Origin of the sequence: Hoeflea marina (genome assembly GCF_003182275.1) — a bacterium.
GTDB lineage: Bacteria > Pseudomonadota > Alphaproteobacteria > Rhizobiales > Rhizobiaceae > Hoeflea > Hoeflea marina.
Genome location: NZ_QGTR01000001.1, coordinates 254,340 through 273,407, shown reverse-complemented (window position 1 = coordinate 273,407; position 19,068 = coordinate 254,340). Strand labels below are relative to the sequence as shown.

Genomic DNA, 19,068 nt, shown 5'->3' with positions numbered 1-19,068 from the left:
GTCGGTATAGTCTTTGAACTCGACAGCTCGTCCACCCAGCAAAGTGAGAAAAGACATGAAGCGCGAATATTTGAAGCCGACCCTCGTCAAGTCTGCCGTAACCCTGCAGGCGGTCACTGCCCAGGTGGTAATCAGCGGACCAAACGAGAACGCTTAAGCGCTGAGTTAAGCACACACTATTCTAGCGGAAAGCCCCAGCCAGCGACGATCTGGCGGGGGCTTTCTTTTTGCGCCCCTTCGAAGTGATCCCTGCCGCTGCTCGCCGTCGAGAAGAACCGGTTGATCACGCCGCTCGCCATTGCCCAGCGCAACCACCGCCGCCACGGGGCCTGGCCATGAACGCGCACGAGGCCGGCCGTACACCTTTGCCACCGTCACCGGGCGCGCGCTGCTGCTCCACCCGGAGCGGCCGGCGGGCGAGATCGACCTGCATGCCGATGTCGCCGAGGCGCTGGCGCGGATCTGCCGCTCCGCCGGCCACGTTCCGGGCGGCGTCTACTCGGTCGCCCAGCACGCGGTGCTGATGTGCGACGCCGCCATGCAGGAGACGGGCGATGCCTACCTCTCCGCCGCCTGCCTGCTCCACGGCAGACGCGCCGCCGTCCTCGGCGACGCCACGCCTGAGGCGCGGCGCTTCTTCGGAATCTCGGCCAGCACATAGACGTGGCGCGGCTTTGCCGGCGGTTCGGGGACGCGCGCGGTGATGTAGCCGAGCAGTTCGGCCAGGTCGATCTGCCGGCCCGGAACCGGCTCGACGAAGATCACCGGCACCTCGCCCGCATAGGCGTCGGGCATGCCGACGGCGGCGCTCAGCGAGATGTCCGGATGGCTGTTGGCCGCCTCCTCGATCACCGCCGGGTCGATGTTGTGGGCGGAGCGGATGATCAGGTCCTTCTCCCTGCCGGTGAGCACGAGCTGGCCCTGGCGCGTCATGAAGCCGATGTCCCCCGTGCTCATCCATCCCTCGCCGAGGAAGAGACCCTGGCGGTGCTCGGCGCTGAGATATCCCGGAAAGACGTTGGGGCCCCGACAGGAAACCGGACCGATCACTTCGGCGGCGGCGCCCTCGCCCGAGCCGTCGTCGGGGCTCGTCGATCCGATGCGGATGCCGCCGAACGGCGCGCGGTAGCCGACGCTGCCGCGTCGCTTCTCGCCGTGGAAGGGCGTGGTGGCGATGTTGGCGAGTGTTTCCGTCATGCCGTACTGCTCCAGCAGCGGGATGCCGGCGCGCTGCTCGAAGCGAGCTGCCACCGTCGAGGGCAGGATCGCGCCGCCGGTCAGGGCCATGCGCAGGCTGGAGATGTCATGGCCGTCCACCGGCACGTCGGCGATGGCGGCGATGGTGGTGGGCACGCCGCCGGCCATGGTGACCCGGAAGCGTTCCACCATCGCCCAGTAATTGGCGACCACGGCGGGATCGCGGAACCCCGCAGGCGCCGTCAGGATCATGTGGCCCGCGGCGGCCAGAACGCTCAACTGGAAGGTGATGGTGCCGCCGACATGGACCATCGGCATGCCGTTGATGATGACGTCGGTCTCGTCGATAGAAAACATCTGGGCGAAGGACCAGGCGGCGTGGATGTGGTTGCCGTGGGTCTGGGGCACGAGCTTGGGCAGACCGGTGGTGCCGCCGGTGTGCAGGATCGAGGCGATCGTGTCCCGGCCGATGGCGCGCGGGCGCACGAGGCCGGCGCAGAAATGGCCTCCCTCGCCGGAGAAGACCAGCGCGCTCAGCGCCTCGCTGCGGTTGAAGTCCTCGATGGCCTCGGCGGCGGCGCCATACATGGCAGCCGTCATCGCATTGAGCTTCGCGGGCCGCGCAAACCTGATCTCCATGACACCGTCGTCCGACGACACTGCGATTTCCGAAGCCACGCGCACCTCCCCCTGCAAACGGCCTTGATAGAGACTTCCGCGCGCGCCCGCTTGCCCGACAATGCAACCGGCTTTCGTCTGACTGCACAATCATGGCCGAAGGCAGCGGGGACGGGGAAGACCGTCGAGACTGTCATGCCGCACAGCCCGCCGCCAGCATCGGGGCAGCACCCATCCTTCAGGGGCATCCCAAAGCGGTCCGGTCAGTCATTGGCGGGATGCAGCGCTCAACGCTCCCAATCGACATACACCGGCCGTCGTTCGAGCAACGCCGCCACCGGCCGGCCGTCGTCGAGCGCGGTTTCCCTCCACCACGAGCGGTCGGGGACACAGCGGTCGGCGCCGAGCAGCGGATGGGCGCAATGCAGCGCCACCACGCAGAGCAGGCGTTCTTCGCCGAGCCTGCGGCGGAAGGCGAGCACGTGGCCTGCGCGGGCGCCGCGGACCCCGACAGGCTCGTAGCCGCCCCCGGCAAACAGTGCCGGACTGGACCTTCGCCGGTCCAGCAGTTCACGGATCAGCGCCAGCTTGCCGCCGCCGGCAAGCCCCGGCGCGGCCGGTTTCGGATCGTCAAGGATGGCCTTGCGCAAAGCGAAGTCGACCGGCCGCCGGTTGTCGGGATCGACAAGACTGAAATCGGCGAGTTCGCAGCCCTGGTAAAGATCCGGCACGCCCGGCACGGTGCAGCGCAGCGCCGCCTGAACCAGCATGTTGGCGCGTGTCGCGCCCGCGGTCAAAGCGACGAATTCCTCCATGTCGGCGAGGAAATCGCGACCCGTGGCGGGATCGAGCAGATGCCGCACCAGCACGTCGCAACCGCGCTCGTAGACCTCGTCAGGCGCCTGCCAGGAGGAACGGAGCTTCGCCTCGCGCACCGCCTTCTGCTGCCAGCCGAGGACCCGCTCGGCGAAAGCGGACAGGCCTGCCCGGTCGTGTCCGTCCAATGCGGGCGGCCAGGCGCCGAACAGGGTCTGGTAGAGCATGTAGCGGTCGGCCGGGTTGACGGCATGGGCCGCGTCGCCCGCCAGCCCGTCCCAGCGGGTGACCCGCTCGCGCCAGATATCGGGGACCTCGCTCAACACCGCCAGCCGGGCGCGGACATCCTCGCCGCGCTTGTGGTCGTGGGTGGCGGTGGCAAGCATGGCACGCGGAAAATTGCGGGCGCGCGCCGTCATTGCCCGGTGGAATTCGCCCACCGGCATCGAGAATCGCGCCGCATCGAAGCCGACATCGGTGCGCGAGAGGAGCGGGCCGTAGCGGTAGAAGGCGGTGTCCTCCACCGACTTGGCGGCGATCGGCGCCGACAGTTGCTGGATCCGCTGCACCGCCGTCGCCGCAATGCAGGCATCGCCCGGCCCCTCACCCGCCAGCCAGGCAAGCACATGATCGACGACCATCGCCTCTCCGGGAGGCGTGAAGCGGGCGGCACGCTCGCGCACCGTGGCGCGGACCGCGGCATCGCCGGCCGGAGCGCTGTCGCCGGTGCCGTAGGTGCGGTAGACCGGGAACACCCAGAGCATGCGGCGGATGGCCCGGCGCAGCATGGCGCGGGTCAGCCCGGCGGTCTCGTCGCTGCTGGCGGCGAGACCGGCGAAGGCCGCGACGCAGGCCTCGAGCTGGCCGTCGAAGGCCCAGTCGAGCATGTCCTGCCGGGCGGCAATCTCCTCCTGCTGGAATTCGAGCCTGCGTCCGCTGAACTCCCGCCACAGCGCGCCGAGCGGCTTTTCGCCGGCGGGATCGTGCAGCAGGGCGGCAACCTGCTCCATGAAATCATAGCCGCTGGTGCCGTCGACACCCCAGTCGGTGGCAAGCTCCTCACCCGGGCCGAGAATCTTCTCAATCACCAGATAAGCAAGTCCCGGAGGCACATCCTCCGGCCGCTCGATCGCATCGAGCCGTGATCTCAATTGGCGGCAATAGCCCGCCGGATCGGTCAGTCCGTCGACATGGTCGACGCGGACGCCGTCGATCAGGCCCTCCGCATAAAGCCGGAAACAGAGCGCGTGGACCGCCTCGAAAACCTCGCGGTCCTCGACGCGCAGCCCGGCGAGCTCGCTGATGGTGAAGAAGCGGCGCCAGTTGAGCCCGTCGTCGGCCGTCCGCCACCAGTCGAGCCGGTAGTGCTGGCGCGCCAGCAGCGCCGGCAGGTCAAAGTCGTCGCCGGAGGCGCGGGCGACCGCGTGATCCTCGGGCCGGATCGGCAGGCGCTGGTCGCCATAGAGCACCAGCATCGGCTCGCCGCCCGCGCTGTCCACGCCGATGTCGCCCGCCGCCAGCGCCTCGGGCAGCGGCGCGCCGAGCAGCGGCAGCAGCAATCGGCGGCTCCAGTCGATGTCGAAGAATTTGGCGTAGCGGCTCGCCCGGCCATGGCGAAGCACGTCGTTCCACCAGGCGTTCTCGCCGCCGGCCACGCCCATGTGGTTGGGCACGATGTCGATGATCAGGCCCATGTCGTGCCGGCGCAGGACTGCCACGAGGCTGCGCAGGCCCGCCTCGCCGCCGAGTTCCGGGTTGATCCGCGTCGGGTCGACGACGTCGTAGCCATGGGTCGAGCCGCGGCGCGCCGTGGTGACAGGCGAGGCGTAGACATGGCTGACGCCGAGCCGGTCGAGATAGGGGACCAGCGCTTCGGCGTCGGCGAAGGTGAAGTCCTTGTGAAACTGCAGTCGGCAGGTGGCGCGCGGGGTCATCGGGTCTCTTCCTTGCCGGGCAGGACCGTGCCGGGATGGCGCTTACCCGACCGGGCGGGCTGGGGCGGGGGATTGCCCTGACGGGTCCCGGCGAGCCGCGCGATCCGGGCCGCGACCTTCGGCTCCGCCAGCAAGGTCGCGGTTCGGTCCGGCATGCGACGGCGCCAGTTGGGGTGTTCGTCGATGGTGCCGGGCAGATTGGGCTGCTCGACGAGACCCAGCAGGTCCTCCATCGGAATGATCGCCAGGTCGCAGGCGGTCGCGCCGACATGGGCCAGCGCCGCCTCGGTGAAGGCATCCGTCTCCGCCGGCGCCGGTTCGGGCCCGGTCGCCGTGCCGGCCTCCAGGAAACTCCGCCACAGCAGCGTCCGGTCACGGGAACGGGCGGCGCGATCGGCGGCTTCGTCTTCCGCCCGGGAGCTGCGCTGCAGCCGCCAGGTCCAGTCGATGTCGCGCTCCCGCCACCAGCCCGCAACGGTGGGCAGGTCATGGGTGCCGGTCATCGCGGCGGCCTGCCGGCTCCAGTTCCCGGGCGGCGTGAAGCCGCCGTCCTCGTCGCGCTCGAACCAGAGCACCCGCATGCCCAGCATCTCGCGCGCCTCCAGCCGCTCGCGCAGCCCCTCGGGCACAGTGCCCAGATCCTCGCCGATGACAATGGCGCGGGCGCGGTTGGACTCGATGGCGAGGATGCGCAGCATGTCCTCGAGAGGATAGGTCAGATAGGCCCCCTCGCCCGGCGCCTCCCCCTGCGGAACCACCCAGAGGCGGCTCAGACCGAGCGCATGGTCGATGCGGATGCCGCCGGCGTGGTCGAGACCGGCGCGCAGCGTGGCGATGAAGGGATCAAATCCGGTGCGCCGCAGGGCCTGCGGCGAAAAGCCGGTGATGCCCCAGTTCTGGCCGTCGGGGCCGAGAATGTCGGGCGGCGCCCCCACCGACACCCCGGTGAGAAGTTCGTCACGGCGGCTCCAGGCGTGGCTGCCGCCCGGATCCATGCCGACCGCGAGATCGGACACCAGGCCGATGGCCATGCCGGCGCCGGTGGCGGCCTTCTGCGCCGCGTCGAGGCTGATCTTCGCCAGCCATTGGCCGAAGACGAAGAAATCCACCTCGTCGGCGTGGCTTGCCGCGAATTCCGACACCGCCGCTCCCGCCGGGTCGTGAAACTCGGCCGGCCACTGCTGCCAGCCGCTCGCTCCCCGGGCGAAGAAGCGGGCATGCAGGGCGTCGAAGACCGCGTGGCTCTCCAACGCCGCTCCGCTGCGGCGGCGATAGGCGGCCACGGCATCGCGCACGCCCTCGCCACAGGCGGCGAAAGCCGCACGCAACAGCGCCAGCCGCTCGGGAATCGCGGCGCTCCAGTCGATCAGGTCGCCGGTGGCGGCGGATTGCGAGACCGGATGGCCGATCAGGCTCGGGTCGCCGAACAGGATGTTGAGGAAGGACCTGCTCGAAGGCGCATAGGGGCTGAAGCGGCCGGGATCGGCCGGAAACAGCGCATGCGTCGGGCTGATCGCCAGCGCGTCGGCGCCGAAAGCGGCAAAGCTTGCGGCGCTGTCGGCCAATGTGCCGAAATCGCCGAAGTCCAGACGGCGTTCGCCGCGCAAGGCCGGCACCTGCACCGCCAGGCCCCAGAGCCGTCGCCCGGGCGCCGCGTCGGCCACGGAAAAGCAGCGCGACGGCGCCACCGCGAGGCGGATCTCGCGCCCGCCCTGACGCAGCCGGTGATAGCCGGGGACATCGATCGGCGACATCGTCAGGCCGCGCCGGTCCCGGCGCAGCCTGGCCGGCATGGTCTCGCCGCTCTCGAGCACCAGCACCGCCTCGCCCGCCTCGCCGAATGAGGCCGGCAGCAGCACGGGACCGCCGGTGTCGGCGGAGACGAACCGATCTTCCATCTCGGCCGCGCGCAACTGCCGGCGGCTTCGGGCAATGTCGGCGTCCGATTCCGCCGGGAGTCCGAGGGCGGCAAGCACCTTCCGCAGCGCCTCGTCGCCGACCCGTTGCGCCAATCCGGTGGCATCCTGCCAGTCGATCTGCAGGCCGGCTGCCCGGGCAAGCTGGTGCAGCGCCGTCACCGGGCCAGCCTGGCGGCAAAGCTGGCAGGCGCGCCGGCCTCGCCAAGCGAGAAGACAATGACGCCATCGGCGCGAGGAAACGCTACCGGCTCGCCGCCGAGATTGAGGGCGATGGACAGGGTCGAGCCGTCCGCCATCCGCCAGCTGGCCGACACCGCCCCCTCTCCCAGCACCTCCGCGCGGAGCCCGCGCGCGCCCTTGAGACGCGGCACGATGTGGCGGTGGCGCAGCGCGATCAGGTCGCCGTAGAAGCTCAGCCACTGCGCCGCTTGCGGGCCGGGCTGCGGCGCAGAGGCGCGAAATGTGGCGTGGTCGTTCGGATCGGGGATGCGCTCCCGAACCTCGGGATCCGAGAAGGCGGAGAAGCGCGAGAATTCCGCCCGCCGCCCGGTGCGGACCGCATCGGCCAGTTCGTCATGGAAGTCGGTGAAGAAGAGAAACGGGGAATGGCTTCCGGTCTCCTCGCCCATGAACAGCATCGGGATTTGCGGCGACAGGAGCAGCAGCGCCACCGCGGCGCGCAGCCGCGCCGCATCCGTCAGATGCGTGAGCCTCTCGCCCATTGCCCGGTTGCCGATCTGGTCATGGTTCTGCAGAAAGGCGACAAAGCGGGTGGCCTCGAGATGGGCACTGGGCTTGCCGCGCGGGCCGTGGCCCGAATCCTCGCCCTGATAGATGAACCCCTGCTCCAGGCAGCGCGCCAGCATGGCGGTGGGATCGTCGGCGAAGGCGGCGTAGTAGGCCTCGGTCTCGCCGGTCAGGAGCACATGCAGCACATTGTGGAAGTCGTCGTTCCACTGCGCGTCATACTGGCCGGGCAGCAGCCGGTCGGAATCGTTGTGCTCGTTCTCGAGCACCAGATGGATCTGCCTGTCGGGCAGCGCCGCGCGGATTTCGGCCGCCATCAGATCAAGGAATTCGACATTGCCGATGGCATGCACCGCATCGAAGCGCAGACCGTCGAATCGATATTCGTCCAGCCACATCAGCGCATTGTCGATGAAGTAGCGCCTGACCGGTTCGCGCAGAACCGCCACCGCGCCGCCCCACGGCGTGTGCGCGCTGTCATCGAAGAACCCCGCCGCATAGGCGCCGAGATAATTCCCGTCCGGCCCGAAATGGTTGTAAACCACATCGAGCATGACCATCATCCCGAGCCCGTGAGCCCGGTCGATGAGCGCCTTGAGCTCATCGGGCGAGCCGTAGCTCTCGGCCACCGCATAGGGAAGCACCCCGTCATAGCCCCAATTGCGGCTGCCGCCGAAATCGCCGACCGGCATCAGCTCGATGGCCGTGATGCCGAGGGTGAGCCAGTGTTCGAGATGGTGGGCGACGCCCGCGAACCCGCCCAGCGCGCCGACATGCAGTTCGAGGATCACCGCCTCCTCCCAGGGCCGCCCGCGCCAGGCTGTCGAGGTCCAGCGATAGGCCTCCGGGTCGGTGACCACGCTCCAGGCATGGACACCGCCGGACTGCAGCCGCGAGGCAGGATCGGGCACGGCCAGATCGTCATCCAGCCGGAACCGGTAGCAAGTGCCGGGCGGGGCCGCCGTCTCGATCTCGAACCACCCGTCCGCGTCCCGTGCCATCGGCAGGGTCACGTCGTCGACCAGTTCGAGGTCAACATCGTCCCGGTCCGGCGCCCACAGCCGGAACCGGGCCTTGCCATCGACGGTGAGCTGCGGGCCCCACAGCATCTATTCGCTCCTGTCCGTGCCGACGACGAGAAGCACGGACCGGTCGCGGACCTCGATTTCGGCTCCGACCTCCGCTTCGGCGCCGTCGGGATCGGCGCTGTCGATGATCAGCGTCCGGTGCAGGTCCGGTGGCGGCAGCCGGAAGGTCAGCGTGTCGCCCGAGCCGTTCATCAGCAGCGTCACCGTTTCAAGCGCGCCGTCCTCGCGGCGGCGGCATCGGCGCATCACCAGTGCCCTGCCCTCGGTGTTGTTCCAGTCCTCCTGCGACAGATGCTCGCCGCGCTCGTCGAACCAGTCGATGTCGAGCACGCCGGGAGCCACCTCGATCTCGCCATGGAGAAACCGGTCGGCGCGGATCAGCGGATACTTTCTCCGGGCCGCGGTGAGCTTGCCGACGAACTCGGTTAGCTTGCGGCCGTGATCGCTCTCAAGCAGCGTCCAGTCGAACCAGCTGATCTCGTTGTCCTGGCAATAGGCGTTGTTGTTGCCCAGCTGGGTCCGGCCGAATTCGTCGCCGCCCAGCAGCATCGGCGTGCCGAGCGAAGTCATCAGCGTGGTCAGCATCGAACGGGTGACACGATCGCGGACATCCTCGATGGCCGGATCGTCCGACGGTCCCTCGGCCCCCCAGTTGCACGAGTGGTTTTCAGAATGTCCGTCGCGGTTGTCCTCGCCGTTGGCCTCGTTGTGCTTGCCCTCGTAGCTGACAAGGTCGCGCAGCGTCTGGCCGTCATGGGCTGTGAGGAAATTGACGCTGGCCCAGGGCCGGCGCGCCCGGCGGTCGAACAGATCGGCGGAGCCCGCAATGCGGTTGGCGAATTCGGGCCTCAGCCCGCTCTCGCCGCGCCAGAACCTGCGCGTGGCGTCGCGGAACTTGTCGTTCCATTCGGCGAAGCCCGGCGGGTGCTGCCCCAGTTGATAGCCGCCGGGACCGATGTCCCAGGGCTCGGAAATCAGCTTGAGCTGGTTGAGCACGGGATCCTGGCGCAACACGTCGAAGAAGCCTGAGCGCGGGTCGAATCCGTTGTTGCCGTCGCGACCCAGCGTCACCCCGAGGTCGAAGCGAAACCCGTCGACCCGGTAGCTCTCCGCCCAGTGGCGGAGCGAATCGATGACCATCTGCAAGACCCGCGGATGGCTGAGATCAAGCGTGTTGCCCGTGCCTGTGTCATTGACGCAGTAGCGGGAATTGCCTTCGACCAGCCGGTAGTAGCTGGCATTGTCGAGGCCGCGCAGGTTGAAGGTCGGACCCAGTTCACTGCCCTCGGCGGTGTGGTTGTAGACCACGTCGAGGATCACCTCGATGCCGGCGGCGTGCAGGCGGCGGATGGCGATGCGCAACTCGTCACCGCTGTTGGTCGACATGTAGCGGCCTTCCGGCGCGAAGAACGACAGGGTGTTGTAGCCCCAGTAATTGATCAGCCCCGCCTCCTGCAGCCGCCGGTCCTGGACGAAGCTGTGGATCGGCAGCAGTTCAAGCGCGGTGGCGCCGACCCGCTTGAGCTGATCGATCACCTTGGGATGGGACAGCGCCGCATAGGTGCCGCGCTGGCGCTTGGGAACATCCTCGAGCAGTTTGGTGAGCCCCTTGGCGTGGGCCTCGTAGATCACCGTTTCCGCCCACGGAGTCTTCGGGCGGACGTCCTGCGACCAATCAAACGCGCTGGAGGTGACCACTCCCTTGGGCATGGCGGGCGCGCTGTCACGGCGGTCGAAGCTCAGGTCCTGGCGCTTCGAACGCACCGAGTAGGAATGCAGCGCATCGGTCCAGCGCACCTCCCCCGACAGCTGCTTGGCGTAGGGATCAAGCAGCAGCTTGTGAGGGTTGAAGCGGTGGCCGTTCTCCGGCTCGTATCGGCCGTGGGCGCGAAAACCGTAGAGCAGCCCCGGACCGGCATCCGGCAGGTAGCCGTGCCAGACCTCGTCGGTGCATTCCGGCAGTTCGAGGCACATGATCTGCCGTCGGCCGGAGGATTCGAACAGGCACAGTTCGATCTTGTCGGCATTGGCCGAGAAGACGGCGAAATTCACCCCCAGCCCATCGAAGGTGGCGCCGAGCGGATAGGGATAGCCGGGTTCAAGCCGGTCGATGTTTGGGTTCAATTGCGTGATCCTTGATGGCGCAGGAGGATGGCGCCGAGCGGTGGGAGGGTGATATCGGCCGAAAAGGGCTGGCCGTGCATGGGTTGGTCGCCGGCAAAGACGTCGCCGCCGTTGCCGATGTTGGCGCCGCCATAGCGAGCGGCATCGGAATTGAGGATTTCGCTCCAGGTCCCCGGCTGCGGCAACCCGATCCGGTAGGCCTGGTGCGTCTGCGGCGTCATGTTGAGAACGACCGCCACCGGCTTGCCGTCGCCGTAACGGAGGAAGGCGAAGACACTGTTGTCGGAATCATCGGCCACCAGCCAATGGAAGCCGGTGGGATCGGAATCCCGTTGATGCAGCGAAGATTCGGCGACGTAGTGCCGGTTGAGATCGCGCACCAGCGTCTGGATGGCTGCATGTTCCGGCTTGTCGAGCAGGTGCCATGGCAGCGCCTGGTCGTGATTCCACTCGGTTTCCATGCCGAGCTCCGATCCCATGAACAGCAGCTTGCGGCCGGGATGGGTCCACAGCAGTGACAGATAGAGCCGCAGATTGGCGAACTTGCGCCAGCGGTCGCCGGGCATCTTGTTCCACAGGGAGCCCTTGCCGTGGACCACCTCGTCGTGGCTGATCGGCAGGATGTACCGTTCCGAATAGGCGTAGACCATCGGGAACGTCAGCTCGCCCTGGTGCCAGCGGCGGTAGAGCGGGTCGCGCTCGATATAGTTGAGCGTGTCGTGCATCCAGCCCATGTTCCACTTGTAGCTGAAGCCGAGTCCACCCTCGGCGACCGGAGCGGACACGCCGGGCCAGGCGGTGGATTCTTCCGCGATGGTGATCGCACCGGGACAGCGTTCTGCGACTATGGCGTTCATCCGCTTGAGGAAGGCCACCGATTCCAGGTTCTCGCGGCCGCCATACTGATTGGGAACCCACTCGCCGTGCTTGCGGCTGTAGTCGCGGTAGAGCATCGAGGCCACCGCATCGACGCGAAGCCCGTCGACATGAAAGACCTCCAGCCACCAGATCGCCGAGGCAAGCAGGAAGCCCGAGACCTCGCGGCGGCCGAGATTGTAGATCAGTGTGTTCCAGTCCTGGTGGAACCCCTCGCGCGGATCGCCGTGTTCGTAGAGATGGCTGCCGTCGAAATGGGCCAGGCCATGGGCATCGGTCGGGAAATGCGCGGGTACCCAGTCGAGTATGACGCCGATGCCCTCGCGATGGCATGAATCGACGAAGCGCGCAAAATCCTCCGGCCGGCCGAAACGCGCCGATGGGGCGAACTGTGACAGCGGCTGGTAGCCCCACGAGCCGCCGAAGGGATGTTCCATGATCGGCAGCAGCTCGACATGGGTGAATCCCATTTCGGCGACATAGGGAATGAGCCGCTCGGTCAGGGCGCGCCAGTCGAGCGCGCGATCGCCCTCGCCTTCCGGCTTCATCCAGGAGCCTGCATGTACCTCATAGACGGAGATCGGCGCGTCCTCTGCCTGGCGGCGGGCGCGCTCCTCCATCCAGTCGTCGTCGTGCCACTTGTAGTCGGGGCGGACTGCCACCACCGACGCAGTTGCCGGCGGCGCCTCGGTCTGGCGGGCCATCGGATCGGCCTTCTGCAGCATGCTGCCGTCGCGGCCGGCGATCTCGAACTTGTAGCGCGCGCCCGGGCCCAGCCGCGGCACGAAGAGTTCCCAGACGCCGGCTTGGTGACGGAGCCGCATCGGGTGACGACGGCCGTCCCAGGTGTTGAAGTCGCCGACTACGGAAACCCGGCGGGCGTTGGGCGCCCAGACCGAAAAGGCGACGCCCGCAATGCCTTCCATCGTTGTCGGCTGAGCGCCGAAGACCCGGGCGAGGTCGAGGTGCCGGCCTTCGGAAAACAGGTGCAGGTCGAGATCGCCGAGGACGAAGCCGAAGCTGTACGGGTCCTCGGTTTCCTGGATGGCGTCCCCCGGCCAGGTGATGCTGAGGAGATAGGGCCGGTTGTCGGGGATGCTTCCGGTGAAGAAACCCGGTGCCGTCTGCTGCAGTTCTCCCAGGCTTCCCCCCCCGTCGCGTGCCACCAGCGCCACCTTTTCGGCGCCGGGCTGGAAGCTCCGCACCACCCGGCTCTCGCCGGAACCGTGGGCGCCGAGCAGCGCGAAGGGATCATCGAGCCGTCCTTGCAGCAATGCGGCGGCGGCCGCTTCCAGAATGGCGTCATCGGCAATCATTGCACTTCCCCTGCCAGCAGGCGGCGGACGGCCCGCGCCAGGCCGGCGACGGGGACGCCGATCCAGTCCGGGCGGTTGGCCGCTTCATAGATGACTTCGTAGGCCGCCTTCTCGATGATGAAGAGGTCGAGAAGCGGATCGACCTCGGCGACGGCAGCGGGCAAATCACCCGCCTTGTCGCCGGCGGCTTCTGCTTCGGCATCCTGTTCGATGTGTTGGTAGCCGGCCAGAAACGCCCGCTTGGCGGCCACCCGGAAGGCCTCCGCGCCGTCATCGCCCCACGGCTCGACGCCGCCGGGGCGGGTGCGCTCGGCCACGGCTGCGGCATAATCGAAGGACCGCATCATGCCGGCGACGTCGCGCAGCGCCAGATCCCTGCCACGCCGCTCAGTGATCGGCCGCGTGGGCTCACCCTCGAAGTCGATGAACATGACGTCGTTGCCGGTGACGAGCACCTGGCCCAGATGCAGGTCGCCATGGATGCGGGTGCGCTTGCGATCGACAGCGCGGCGCACGACGCTGCCGATGCGGCCGATGAGCTCATCGCGGCGGTCGAAGAGATAACGGGCGGCTTCGGCGGCCGCCTCGTCCAGAGTGGAGCCGCGCAACTGCCCCAGGGCCTTGTCCACCTGGCCCTTGATGCGCCCGCCAAGCTTGTCGGCCTCCTCCAGTGTCACCGCCTCGGGGAAGAAATCCGGATTGTCGCTCGGCAGGGCCAGCACATCGTGCATTTCCGCCAGACGGCGGCCGAGATTGGCGGCGAAGTGCTCGTAGTTCGAGAAGCTCGCCTCGGTGTCGGTGGCAAGCCTGCCGAGGAAGTTCTGCGTCCACTGCCAGCCGTCACCCTGATTGTAGACGAAGGCCTGAACCAGCATCAGCAGCGTTTCCTCTCCGCCGTCCGTGCGCGTGACCGTGCCCAGCATCGGCGGGACATTGGCGTAACCATGGTCGGAGAGATGGCGCACCATCTCCACGTCTGGATGGACGCCCGGGGCCACCTTGCGCAGCAACTTGAGCACGGCCTTTTGGCCCAGCACCATCGTGGAATTGGACTGCTCGGCCGCGAGCCACTCGATCTCGACATCGGGATCGATGTCAAAGCCGGGCATCGCCGAAAATCGGATCTCGCCCTCGCCGCTGGCAACGGTGATGCCGTCGTGCAGGGCGCCCAGCACGGAGCGGGCGAAGGGCGCCAGCGCGAAGCCGTCGGTCAGCAGGCCGACATCGCGTCCGCGGCGCACCCGGGCGATTGCCAGGTTGGAGGCGTAGGGGCCGTTCTGGCCATCGGCCCAGGCAATCCCGAGGGGCAGCGTGTAGATGGCCTCGCCTACCGCTGTGGCGACCCTGATTTCAGCCAGGAGCAGGTCTTCCGCGCCCGGCATCGGCATGGCCCGAATGAGCGAGATCCGCGAGACCTGCTCGTCCTTGCCGCCGAACCAGCGGCGATGAGGAATGTAGCCGGGAAGCACGTCACGCTCCAGCACAGCGCGGTTTGCGGGGTCCGCAATGTCGCCGAGATCGGGACGCAGCACAAAGGTGTGGCGCTCGATCTCGATGCCGGGCGCAGACGAGGCCCACTCCGGCGCGTCAACGCCCTTGGCCAGCTGGAACCAGAGAAAGCCGTAGGGCTGCAGCGTCAGCAGATAGGGAAGCTGGCCGATCTTCGGAAAGGCGGCGCCGCCGGTCAGCTCGACCGGGGTGCGGCCCTCGAAGTCGTGCAGGTCCAGTTCCACCGCCTGCGCTGTGCGGCCGAGATTGGCGACGCAGAGAATGGACTCTCCCTCATACTCCCTCAGATAGGCGAGGATGTGCCTGTTGGGCGGACGCAGGAATGTCTGCGTCCCGCGACCGAAGGCCTGGTGGCCGCGGCGCACCGCCAGCATGCGCTTGACCCAGTTGAGCAGCGAATGCCGGTCCCGCTCCTGCGCCTCGACATTGACCGCCTCGTAGCCGTAAAGCGGATCCTGGATGGTGGGCAGCGTCAGCGAGGCTGGATCGGCCCGCGAGAAGCCGCCATTTCGGTCAGGCGACCACTGCATCGGAGTTCGCACGCCGTCACGGTCGCCGAGGAAGATGTTGTCGCCCATGCCGATCTCGTCGCCGTAATAGAGCACGGGAGTGCCGGGCATGGTCAGGAGCAGCGCGTTCATCAGCTCGATGCGCGCGCGGTCGCGCTCCATCAGCGGGGCGAGCCGGCGGCGGATGCCGAGATTGATGCGGGCGCGCTTGTCGGACGCGTAGGTGTTCCAGAGATAGTCTCGCTCGGCGTCGGTGACCATTTCCAGCGTCAGTTCGTCGTGGTTGCGCAGGAAGATCGCCCATTGTGCATCCTCCGGGATCGACGGTGTCTGGCGCATGATGTCGGTGATCGGGAAGCGATCCTCCTGCGCCACCGCCATGTACATGCGCGGCATCAGCGGGAAGTGGAACGCCATCTGGCATTCGTCGGTCACCGCCGCAACGCCATTTTCGCCACAGGCGGCTCCACCGAAATACTGCTGCGTGTCTTCCGGCCACATATTGGCTTCCGCAAGCAGCATCCGGCCGGGATAGTGCGCGTCCATGTCGGCGCGGATGCGTTTGAGAACGTCATGGGTTTCGGGCAGGTTCTCGTTGGAGGTGCCGTCACGTTCGATCAGATAGGGAACCGCGTCGAGGCGCAGCCCGTCAATGCCGGCGTCGAGCCAGAAATGCATCACCTCCAGCACCCGCTCGAGCACGGCGGGATTGTCGAAATTCAGGTCTGGCTGGTGCGAGTAGAAACGGTGCCAGAAATAGGCGCCCGCCTCCTCGTCCCAGGTCCAGTTCGATTTTTCGGTGTCGAGAAAGATGATGCGGGTGCCGGAATAGAGCTTGTCGTCGTCTGACCAGACATAGAAGTCCCGCTCGGGGCTGCCGGCGGGCGCCTTGCGGGCGGCCTGGAACCAGGGATGCTGGTCGCTGGTGTGGTTGATGACCAGTTCGGTGATGACCCGGATGTTGCGCGCGTGCGCCGCCTCGATGAAGGCGCGGGCCTCTTCCATGGTGCCGTAGTCGGGACTGACGGCGCAGTATTCGGCGATGTCGTAGCCGTCGTCGCGGCGCGGCGAAGGATAGAACGGCAGCAGCCAGATGGCGGTGACGCCAAGCTCGGCGACATAATCGAGCTTCTGCATGAGACCGGCGAAGTCGCCGATGCCGTCATTGTTGGAATCGAAGAACGACTTGACGTGCACCTGGTAGATGATGGCGTCCTTGTACCAAAGCGGATCGTTCATGTCGGTGACGATGGCCGGTGCGATGAGTGATGGGGATGGCTGGTTCATGCGAGTCCTCCCGGCGCGCTGAGGCGCCATATCCGGTATGGAAGATCCGGGGTGATGCGGATCCACTGGGTCTTGCCGTGCCAGTCAAAGCGGTAGCCGAGCGCCAGATCCTCCACCGCGATGGTGGCGGTATCGGACAGGCCGAACTCCCACAGCGGCACCTCGAAATGGGTTTCCTGGGCGTGGTGCGGATCGAGACTGACCATCACCATGATCATCTCGTCACCATCCGGGGACGGCTTGCCGTACCAGATCATGTTGTCGTTGTGGGCGAGGTGGAAGCGGGTGTTGAGATGGGTCTGAAGCGCCGGGTGATCGCGACGCAGCCGGTTGAGCAGCGTGATGTCGGCGATGATGTTGCCCGGCCGGGCGAGATCGCGGGGCCGGATCTCGTATTTCTCCGAATCCAGATACTCCTCCCGGCCCGGCAGGGCGGCGGCCTCGCAGAGTTCGAAGCCTGAATAGACGCCGAACAGGCCCGACAGCGTCGCCGCCAGCACCGCACGGATCTGGAAGCCGGGACGGCCGGAATTCTGCAGGAACACCGGGTTGATATCCGGCGTGTTGACGAAGAAATGCGGACGGTAGAATTCCCTCGGCTCGGTCGTGGTCAATTCGGTGATGTAGTCGATGAGTTCATGCTTGCCGTCGCGCCAGGTGAAGTAGGTGTAGCTCTGGGAAAAGCCGACCTTGGCCAGGCGATACATCATCGTCGGACGGGTGAAGGCTTCGGCGAGGAAGATCGCGTCAGGATGTTCTCGTCGGACGTCGGCGATCATCCACTCCCAGAACGGCAGCGGCTTGGTGTGCGGGTTGTCGACGCGGAAGGTCTTGACGCCATGGGCAATCCACAACAGCACCACGTCGCGCAGCGCCAGCCAGAGGTCAGGGACGGCGTCGGGGCCGTAGAAATCGAGATTGACGATGTCCTGGTACTTCTTCGGCGGGTTCTCGGCGTACTTCATCGAGCCGTCCGGCCGCCAGGAGAACCAACCCGGATGCTCGCCGAGCCATGGATGGTCGGGCGAGGCCTGGATGGCGAAGTCGAGTGCGATCTCCAGCCCGTGTGCGCGGGCCGCCTCGACGAGGGCGTCGAAATCCTCGAAGCTGCCGAGCTCGGGGTGGATGGCGTCGTGGCCGCCATCGGGGCTGCCGATCGCATAGGGGCTGCCGACATCGTGCGGCTCGGGCGTCAGCGTGTTGTTCGGCCCCTTGCGGTTGGTCTGGCCGATCGGGTGGATCGGAGGGAAATAGAGCGTGTCGAAGCCCATGTCGCGGATGCGGGCGAGATGCGGAATGACGTCGGAGAGCGTCCCGTGCTGCGATTTGTCGGCGGTCATCGAGCGCGGAAACAGCTCGTACCAGCTCGAGAACCGTGCGGCGAGCCGCTCGGCATCGACGCGCTGCGGCCCGGAGACGATGCGGAACGGCCGGTCGTCGGCCGCATCCATCAGCGCGGCCAGCTCTTCGTCGAGCAGGATCGCCGCGCTGTCAGCGGGCGACGCGGCGGCGTCGAGACGCACGAGAACAGCGTCCAATCCGTCCCCGGCCGCTCCCCTTGCCCGCGCTGCGGCCATTTCGATGAGCGCTCGTCCGTCGGCGTGATCCACCGGCTGGGCAACCCCCGCATCAAGCTTCTTGACGAAATCGCGGCGGAAGCCGCCGAACCGATCGAGCCAGGCCTCGATGACGAACTCATGGGGACCGAGACGTTCGAGAGAAAACTCGCCGCCCCACAGATCATTCTTGCCCACTGCGCGCATGCGCATCGTCTGCCAGTCCTGGCCGTCGAGGCTGCGCCAGCGCAATTCCGCCGCAAGCTGCTCGTGGCCATCGGCGAACACGGCGGCGCTGACCGCGACGGTGTCGCCGACCACCCGCTTGACGGCGAAATCGCCGCCTTCCACGCGTGGCGAGACGGCTTCAATGACCAGCCTTGGAGCGGCAGCGCAGCCGGTGGTGATTTCCACTTCCGGCTCGCGCGGGGCCGCGGCAATGATCGGCATGGCCGGTGCAAGCTCGATCAGCCGCACTTCACCAGGCGCAAGCGGCGACAGATCTGCGTCGCCCAGGTCGAGCGGCGTTCCACTGCGCTGAATGATCGGTCCGTTCTCCGGCGCGGCCGCTTCTGCCGGGCCGGCATTCACCAGCACCAGCAAAGCCCCACGGGCCGCGCGCGCATCTCCCTTCCGGGTGCGCGACAGCATCACCAGATGACCGGCGCTCCCTGCCAGACGCCGTACCGTTCCGTCGTAGGGAGCGGCCTGCCGGGAAAGCGCTATCGCCTTGGCAGCCCGGGCGAAATCAGCTGGGCCCCCGGCAAGCAGGGTTTCGGGGACGATAAGGCCGGAGGCCAGCGCCGCAGCCGCGCGCATGAGCATGTCGAGACCACCGGCATCCTGCGCGGGGAATGCCTGCTCCGCGTCGATTTCGGCCAGCACCGGCGCGCTGTCCGCCAAAGCAAGCGCTCCGAACGCCTGTCCGCTCCGGAGGTCGGACCCGCCCAACCGCGACACCAGACAATCTATTCCAGCGGCTGCCAATGCCGCGGCAGACCCCCGTCCCGCCGTGGGGGCAGCAAGTGTCTGCACATCGTTGCGGGCCAGTTCGGCAGCGATCAGCGACAGCACGCGGCCACCCAGGCGTTCCGGGTTGAGAAGGCGGAAGCCGCCAATTCCTGCGGCCGTAAACGCGGCGAGCCGCTCGGCGATCGAAGGCGCGAGCAGGTCGACCGCGTCGGGATGGGTGAGCCTGGCGATCGCCTCTCCCGCCGGCGGCATGGGCTTGCGTGGATCGACAGGCCCATCGGCCTGCCCGGAGCGACGGACGGAAAAAAGCCTGGGGTGATCCCGAACCAGCGGATGGTCGAGAGGAAACCGTGTGACATCGATGTCGATGAGGGAATTCAGCTGCGCAGCCCTAGCCGCGTCAACGAGAGGCGCGGGGTCCGGCGAACCGGCGCCAAAGAGCGGCCAGTCGCCCTGCCACAACACGCCGTCGAAGCCGGCGGACGTTGCGCGTCCGAGTGTTTCGACCGCGCCCGGACCGGGAAGGCCGGACTCTGTCCGAATGCGCAGGATTTGGGCGGAAGCGAATGGCAACTGAGCTTTCTCCTCGGCGGGGGTTGT

At 67.4% G+C, this 19,068-nt stretch carries 8 protein-coding genes; all 8 read right to left on the bottom strand.

All coding sequences use genetic code 11. The features are described from left to right. Window positions 1–558 precede the first annotated feature (558 nt). A complete protein-coding gene (locus DFR52_RS01275; RefSeq protein ID WP_146215519.1) occupies window positions 559–1,875 on the bottom strand; it encodes an AMP-binding protein in 1,317 nt (438 codons plus the stop codon). A gap of 227 nt (window positions 1,876–2,102) precedes the next feature. After that, complete coding sequence (gene treY / locus DFR52_RS01270) at window positions 2,103–4,565, bottom strand: malto-oligosyltrehalose synthase (RefSeq protein WP_110030120.1); 2,463 nt, start codon at window positions 4,563–4,565, stop codon at window positions 2,103–2,105. Beyond that, a complete protein-coding gene (gene malQ / locus DFR52_RS01265; RefSeq protein WP_110030119.1) occupies window positions 4,562–6,643 on the bottom strand; it encodes a 4-alpha-glucanotransferase in 2,082 nt (693 codons plus the stop codon). Before malQ ends, treY begins: the two co-directional genes overlap by 4 nt. Then, a complete protein-coding gene (gene treZ, locus DFR52_RS01260; protein WP_110030118.1) occupies window positions 6,640–8,340 on the bottom strand; it encodes a malto-oligosyltrehalose trehalohydrolase in 1,701 nt (566 codons plus the stop codon). Before treZ ends, malQ begins: the two co-directional genes overlap by 4 nt. Then, window positions 8,341–10,443 carry a glycogen debranching protein GlgX gene (glgX, locus tag DFR52_RS01255; RefSeq protein ID WP_110030117.1) on the bottom strand — a complete coding sequence of 701 codons (2,103 nt, stop codon included), beginning with the start codon at window positions 10,441–10,443 and terminating at the stop codon, window positions 8,341–8,343. Continuing rightward, the gene (gene glgB, locus DFR52_RS01250; RefSeq protein ID WP_110030116.1) at window positions 10,440–12,635 is read right to left on the bottom strand and encodes a 1,4-alpha-glucan branching protein GlgB; all 2,196 of its coding nucleotides are present in this window, start codon (window positions 12,633–12,635) and stop codon (window positions 10,440–10,442) included. Before glgB ends, glgX begins: the two co-directional genes overlap by 4 nt. Continuing rightward, complete coding sequence (treS, locus tag DFR52_RS01245; protein WP_110030115.1) at window positions 12,632–15,940, bottom strand: maltose alpha-D-glucosyltransferase; 3,309 nt, start codon at window positions 15,938–15,940, stop codon at window positions 12,632–12,634. The genes glgB and treS overlap by 4 nt, the downstream gene beginning before the upstream one ends. After that, the gene (locus tag DFR52_RS01240) at window positions 15,937–18,720 is read right to left on the bottom strand and encodes an alpha-1,4-glucan--maltose-1-phosphate maltosyltransferase (RefSeq protein ID WP_245415149.1); all 2,784 of its coding nucleotides are present in this window, start codon (window positions 18,718–18,720) and stop codon (window positions 15,937–15,939) included. Before DFR52_RS01240 ends, treS begins: the two co-directional genes overlap by 4 nt. Between the last annotated feature and the right edge of the window lie 348 nt (window positions 18,721–19,068).

Excerpts from the sequence above, each read along its gene's own strand:
- treY (WP_110030120.1), bottom strand. The coding sequence starts at position 4,565 with ATGACCCCGCGCGCCACCTGCCGACTGCAGTTTCACAAGGACTTCACC.
- treZ (WP_110030118.1), bottom strand. The coding sequence starts at position 8,340 with ATGCTGTGGGGCCCGCAGCTCACCGTCGATGGCAAGGCCCGGTTCCGG.
- glgB (WP_110030116.1), bottom strand. The coding sequence starts at position 12,635 with ATGATTGCCGATGACGCCATTCTGGAAGCGGCCGCCGCCGCATTGCTG.
- treS (WP_110030115.1), bottom strand. The coding sequence starts at position 15,940 with ATGAACCAGCCATCCCCATCACTCATCGCACCGGCCATCGTCACCGAC.
- DFR52_RS01240 (WP_245415149.1), bottom strand. The coding sequence starts at position 18,720 with ATGCCGCCGGCGGGAGAGGCGATCGCCAGGCTCACCCATCCCGACGCG.